We start from the raw sequence: 5,365 nt of genomic DNA on the forward strand, positions 1-5,365 counted from the left end.
TTTGTGCAAAATTGAGCGTAGAAAATAGCAATAATGCTATGATTGTAAGTGATTTATAGTTTCCGAGTTTGTTCATGTTGGTTGAAAAAGTTAATTTAAATAAAAACACTATGGTTATAATTTACAAAAACGCTTATTTTGATGAAAAATTTATAGTAAGTTTGACACCTCAAATAGCAAGCCATATTTTTACAAAAATAGCATTTAAACCTTTGCATACAAACTTATTTCATATCGTTTTATTATCAATTTTCTTAACACTTGGGACTTCAAAAGTTTATTCGCAAGAAATTCCAAAAAAACTAGAGGTTGCCATCCCTGAAATTAAACAAGTTACTCCTGATAGCTTAAATCTGAAGGTGCTACCGATTCCTGAACAGAAAGCAGACAGTATCAAAACCGACACCATAATAAAGAAAAAACCAGTTCTCGACGGAATTGTGCGGCGTAAAGCAATAGATTATGAGCGAATCGACCAAAAGAAAAAATTAGTGACGCTGTTTAATCAAGCAGAATTGTACTACCTCGACGTTGAATTGAAAGCGGGAATAATTGTAATGGATTATGCCAAAAACGAAGTTTATGCCGGTAGAATTAAGGATTCAACAGGTACTTTCTCGCAACGCCCCGTTTTTAAGCAAGGTTCCAATGTTATCGAGCCCGATTCGATCAGGTTTAACTTCAAGACTAAAAAAGTATTGATTTGGAATTCGCGAAGCAAACAAGGCGAACTTAATTTTATTGCCGAGAAAGCCAAAAAGGAAAATGACTCGGTGTATTTTATGGAAAATGTAAAATTTACGACCGCCGAAGATATCGACGATCCTGAATATTATTTTTTAGCTCGAACCGCTAAATTTGTTCCGAAGAAAAAAGTGGTTGTAGGTCCTACCAATATGTATATTGCTGATGTTCCCACCCCTATCGGTCTTCCGTTTGCATTTTTTCCAATGACCGAAACCAGTCAGTCTGGAATTATTTTACCTACTTTTAACGATACGCGACAACAAGGATATTCCTTACAAAACGGTGGTTATTACTTTGCTTTAAGCGACAATTACGACCTTACTTTCCTGGGAGATTATTACACCAACGGAAGTTATGCCTTGCGTTTTGATTCAAGTTATGCCATACGCTACCAGTTTAGCGGAAATGTAAATATTCGATTTGAAAATCAAATCAATAGCGAACGAGGTTTTCCTGATTATTCTAAGAGTACTATTTACAATATTCAATGGAATCACTCACAGGACACTAAGTCCAATCCCAATTCCCGATTTTCAGCATCAGTCAATTTGGGAAGCAGTACGTATTTTCAAAACTCTTTAAATCAAGTCAATGTCGGCTCCCGTTTGAACAATACTTTGAGCTCTTCAATTTCATATTCTAAAACATTTAACACGGTTCCTTCGGTCAATCTTTCGTTAACGGCCAATCATTCGCAGAATACGCAAACACAGGCTATTAATATGACTTTGCCAACCTTGCAACTCAGTGTGGATCGTGTTTTTCCTTTTGCTTCGGAGGACCAACCTAAGAAAGGATTGATTAAAAACATCAACTTGCAATACAATTTGAGAGGCGAAAACCAAATACGAACTACCGATTCACTCTTTTTCAAGCCCGAAATGTTTAGAGATGCTAAAGTGGGTTTCCAACATTCGATTCCTCTAAATACCAACTTTAAAGTATTCAAGCATTTCAGCGTTTCGGCAGGTATGAACTATAATGAGGTTTGGTATTTAAAAACACTTCGTCGGAATTTTGATCAAGATATAGGAAGCGTTGTGGATCGCGAAGTAGAAAAATTTGATGCGTTCCGAACGTATTCTTTTTCAAGCAGTATTGGTACAACTATATATGGAACTTTTGATTTTGGTGAAACCAAAAAAATTCAGGCCATCAGACACGTAATGCGACCTTCTGTTTCGTACAGCTATACACCCAGCTTTGAAAAATATTACGATACCTACGCTCTTGATGCAAGCGGTAGAATGCAAAATGAATACACCCGATTTGAAGGAGGAATTTTTGGCGCACCCGGATTGAATAATTCCAACAATATTGGTTTTTCATTGAGTAACACTTTCGAAGCAAAAGTGACAAGCAAAGACTCTACCGACATGAAACCCAAGAAAGTGATGCTCTTGAACAATTTTAATTTTTCAACGAGTTATAACATTGCGGCAGATTCACTCGCTTGGTCGCCTGTTCGTGTCACAGGTGGTACCTTATTATTTAAAGACAAGATGAATGTTAATTTTGGTGCGACTTTAGACCCAATGGCTATTGACAATACAGGAAGACGAATTGAAAAATACAATATTGATAACGGCGGTAGTTTGTTTCGAATGACGAGTGCCAACATGACCGTTAATTATTCCATAACCAGTACCGGAAAAGACAAACCCGAAAGCAAAAAAGACCAAGGCGCTCGAAATGGCGGTCGTGAAGATGATTTATTTGGAACCAATGTCGATTTTGGCGAACGTCGCGAAGGCGTTTTTGACGATGAAAACAAAAATGAAGGTTCGACGGAGTTTTTTAAAACCGATATTCCTTGGGACTTAACCTTTGCTTATTCGTTGACCTACGGGAATAATAATCGTGAGAATGAGATCATTGGAAATTCCATTATGATTTCAGGGAATTTAGACATCAGTCCGAAGTGGAAAATTGGCGTTTCAACGGGTTATGATTTTGTTCAAAACGGTGTTACATTTACACAATTACGCTTTGAACGCGACTTATTGAGCTGGCGAATGGATTTTAATTGGGTTCCGTTGGGAGAAGCGTCCTCTTGGGGGTTCTTTATTGGAATCAAATCTGGAATGCTGAGCGATATCAAGTGGGACAAAAGAACACAGCCTAATCGTGTGATTCGATAATTATAAATAAAATTACATATGAAGAAAATAATTTATACCGACAAAGCACCCGCACCAATCGGGCCTTACAATCAAGCCGTTTTAATGGGTAACACTCTTTACACTTCAGGTCAAATCGCGCTGCATCCCGATACGATGGAGTTGGTCATGGAAACCATTGAAATTGAGACCAAACAAGTTATGAAAAATATGCAAGCTGTACTTGAAGCTGCAGGAATGACGTTTGAAAATGTAGTAAAAAGTACCATTTTTATCAGCAATATGAATGATTTCAGCAAAATCAATGGCGTGTACGAAACCTATTTCGACGAAAAAACAGCTCCCGCTCGCGAAACAGTTCAAGTGGCTTGTTTGCCAAAAAATGTGAATATCGAAATTTCGATGATTGCAGTTATAGAGGAATAAGTAAATCTATTTTTTTTAAATTATTGTTTTTCAGAACGTTATTAAAGAAAATGAGTTACTGTTCTTTTGTACTCATTTTAATAATACTGTCCAAACATTCCTTTAACATGGCCTTTATATGTTTGTAAAAACTTATTTTGAAAAAAAAGAGGGAAATTCCTTTGGTTGTAATAAGTGATGTACACCTAGGAACGTATGGTTGCCAAGCCAAAGAGTTGGTAAATTATCTAAAATCCATTCGTCCAAAAACGCTCGTTTTGAATGGAGATATCGTCGACATGTGGAGTTTTAGCAAAAATTACTTTCCCGCTTCCCACATGAACGTATTGCGACAAATTCTAAAAATGTCCAATCAGGGAACGCGAGTGATTTATATTACCGGAAACCACGACGAAACTTTACGAAAATATTCGGATTTAATTCTGGGAAATTTTGAATTGGTCGACAAACTAATTTTGGATTTGGACGGAAAAAAAACTTGGATTTTTCATGGCGATGTATTCGATTCTTCTACCAAAGGTTATGCAAAAATTTTGGCAAAGCTGGGTGGTAAAGGATACGATTTACTAATCTTAATCAATAGTTTGATCAATTGGATTCGCGTTCTTTTAGGAAAAGAAAAAAGAAGTTTTTCTAAAATGATCAAAAACAGCGTAAAAAAAGCCGTTGCTTTTGTTTCCAACTTTGAAACCACCGCTGCCGAAATTGCTATTGAAAAAAAGTACAGTTATGTCGTTTGTGGGCATATTCATAAACCCCAAATGAAAGAAATTCAAAACGAAAACGGTAAAGTTTTGTATTTAAACAGTGGCGACTGGGTCGAAAACCTTACGGCTTTGGAATACAATAAAAAGAAATGGAGCATCTACCACTATCAAAAATCCGAATTCTTAGATATAGAAACAACTGATATTGAAACTCCTAACGATATTCTAACCAAAATTATGTCGGAATAATTCGGCTACACTTTCAAAAAAAATTATGAAAATATTTTATGCAATTCAAGCCACTGGAAATGGTCACATCAGTAGAGCCATTCAGTTGCATCCTTATCTTCAAAAATTTGGAGATGTAGACTTCTTTTTAAGCGGAAACAATGCAACCCTACCTGTTGATCTACCCGTCAAATTTAAGAGTAAAGGTTGCAGTTTACTTTACAGCAAATGCGGTGGATTGGACTATACCGCAATTGCAAAAAACATCAAACCGATACAAATGTATAAAGATGCAAAAGCCTTACCGCTCAAGCATTACGATGTAATTATTAATGATTTCGACTCTATCACGGCTTTGGCTTGTAAATTACAAAAAGTAGATTCGGTACAATTTGGACATCAAGCGAGTTTTATTTCTAATCAAACACCTAGACCGAGTAAAAAATCGTTTCTTGGAGAAACTATTTTCAAACATTATGCTCCCTCGACCAAACATATTGGTTTGCATTTTGAATCCTACGATTCGTTTATTCATCCACCGATTATCAAGGAGGAAATTATAAATGCCACGCCAAAAGACATGCAACACATAACAGTATATTTGCCTTCATTTGATAAAGATTGTTTGGAAAAAGCGTTCAAGAAACTTCCAGATGTCGCATTTCATTGGTTTTTGAGTGAAATTACGGAGAAGTACATAAGCGGAAACATCACGTATTTTCCCGTCAATCAGAAATATTTTAATGAAAGTTTGATTTCTTGTCACGGTATTATAACTGGTGGAGGATTTGAAACACCCTCAGAGGCTTTGTACTTGAATAAAAAAGTGCTCAGCATTCCGATTTTAAATCACTACGAACAGCTTTGTAACGCAGCAGCTCTAGAAAAAATGGGTGTTCAAGTAATTTATGAAGTAGGAAATGAATTTGAATTGATTGTGGAAAAGTGGTTGAATGCTACGTCAAATAATCCAACAATCAAAGCGAATGATATTAAAAAAACATTGCAGTATTTGTTTGACACCTATCCAAAAAGAAAATAATTGAATTGAGTTATTAAGTTAAATTCCGTATATTAGTTCCTTTAAATACTGAATTATGGATAATTTTAAAGGTCAAAATATACTCAATCTAGTAA

General features: G+C 35.8%; 4 protein-coding genes. All 4 read left to right on the top strand.

The genetic code is table 11. The annotated features are described in order from the left end of the window. Positions 1 to 110 precede the first annotated feature (110 nt). The 4 genes from ACIQ2X_RS13430 to ACIQ2X_RS13445 all read left to right on the top strand — a co-directional run bounded on the left by ACIQ2X_RS13430 (position 111) and on the right by ACIQ2X_RS13445 (position 5,270). Positions 111 to 2,888: a putative LPS assembly protein LptD gene (locus ACIQ2X_RS13430; RefSeq protein ID WP_396179442.1), complete on the top strand. Its 2,778-nt coding sequence runs from the start codon at positions 111 to 113 to the stop codon at positions 2,886 to 2,888. A gap of 18 nt (positions 2,889 to 2,906) precedes the next feature. Beyond that, the gene (locus tag ACIQ2X_RS13435) at positions 2,907 to 3,293 is read left to right on the top strand and encodes a RidA family protein (RefSeq protein WP_396179443.1); all 387 of its coding nucleotides are present in this window, start codon (positions 2,907 to 2,909) and stop codon (positions 3,291 to 3,293) included. A gap of 137 nt (positions 3,294 to 3,430) precedes the next feature. Further along, positions 3,431 to 4,249, top strand: a complete 819-nt coding sequence (locus ACIQ2X_RS13440) for a UDP-2,3-diacylglucosamine diphosphatase (protein ID WP_396179444.1) — start codon at positions 3,431 to 3,433, stop codon at positions 4,247 to 4,249. A 25-nt stretch (positions 4,250 to 4,274) separates the two neighbouring features. Then, the gene (locus tag ACIQ2X_RS13445; RefSeq protein ID WP_396179445.1) at positions 4,275 to 5,270 is read left to right on the top strand and encodes a glycosyltransferase family protein; all 996 of its coding nucleotides are present in this window, start codon (positions 4,275 to 4,277) and stop codon (positions 5,268 to 5,270) included. Positions 5,271 to 5,365 lie beyond the last annotated feature (95 nt).

This window comes from Flavobacterium sp. (assembly GCF_044368625.1).
Taxonomy (GTDB): domain Bacteria; phylum Bacteroidota; class Bacteroidia; order Flavobacteriales; family Flavobacteriaceae; genus Flavobacterium.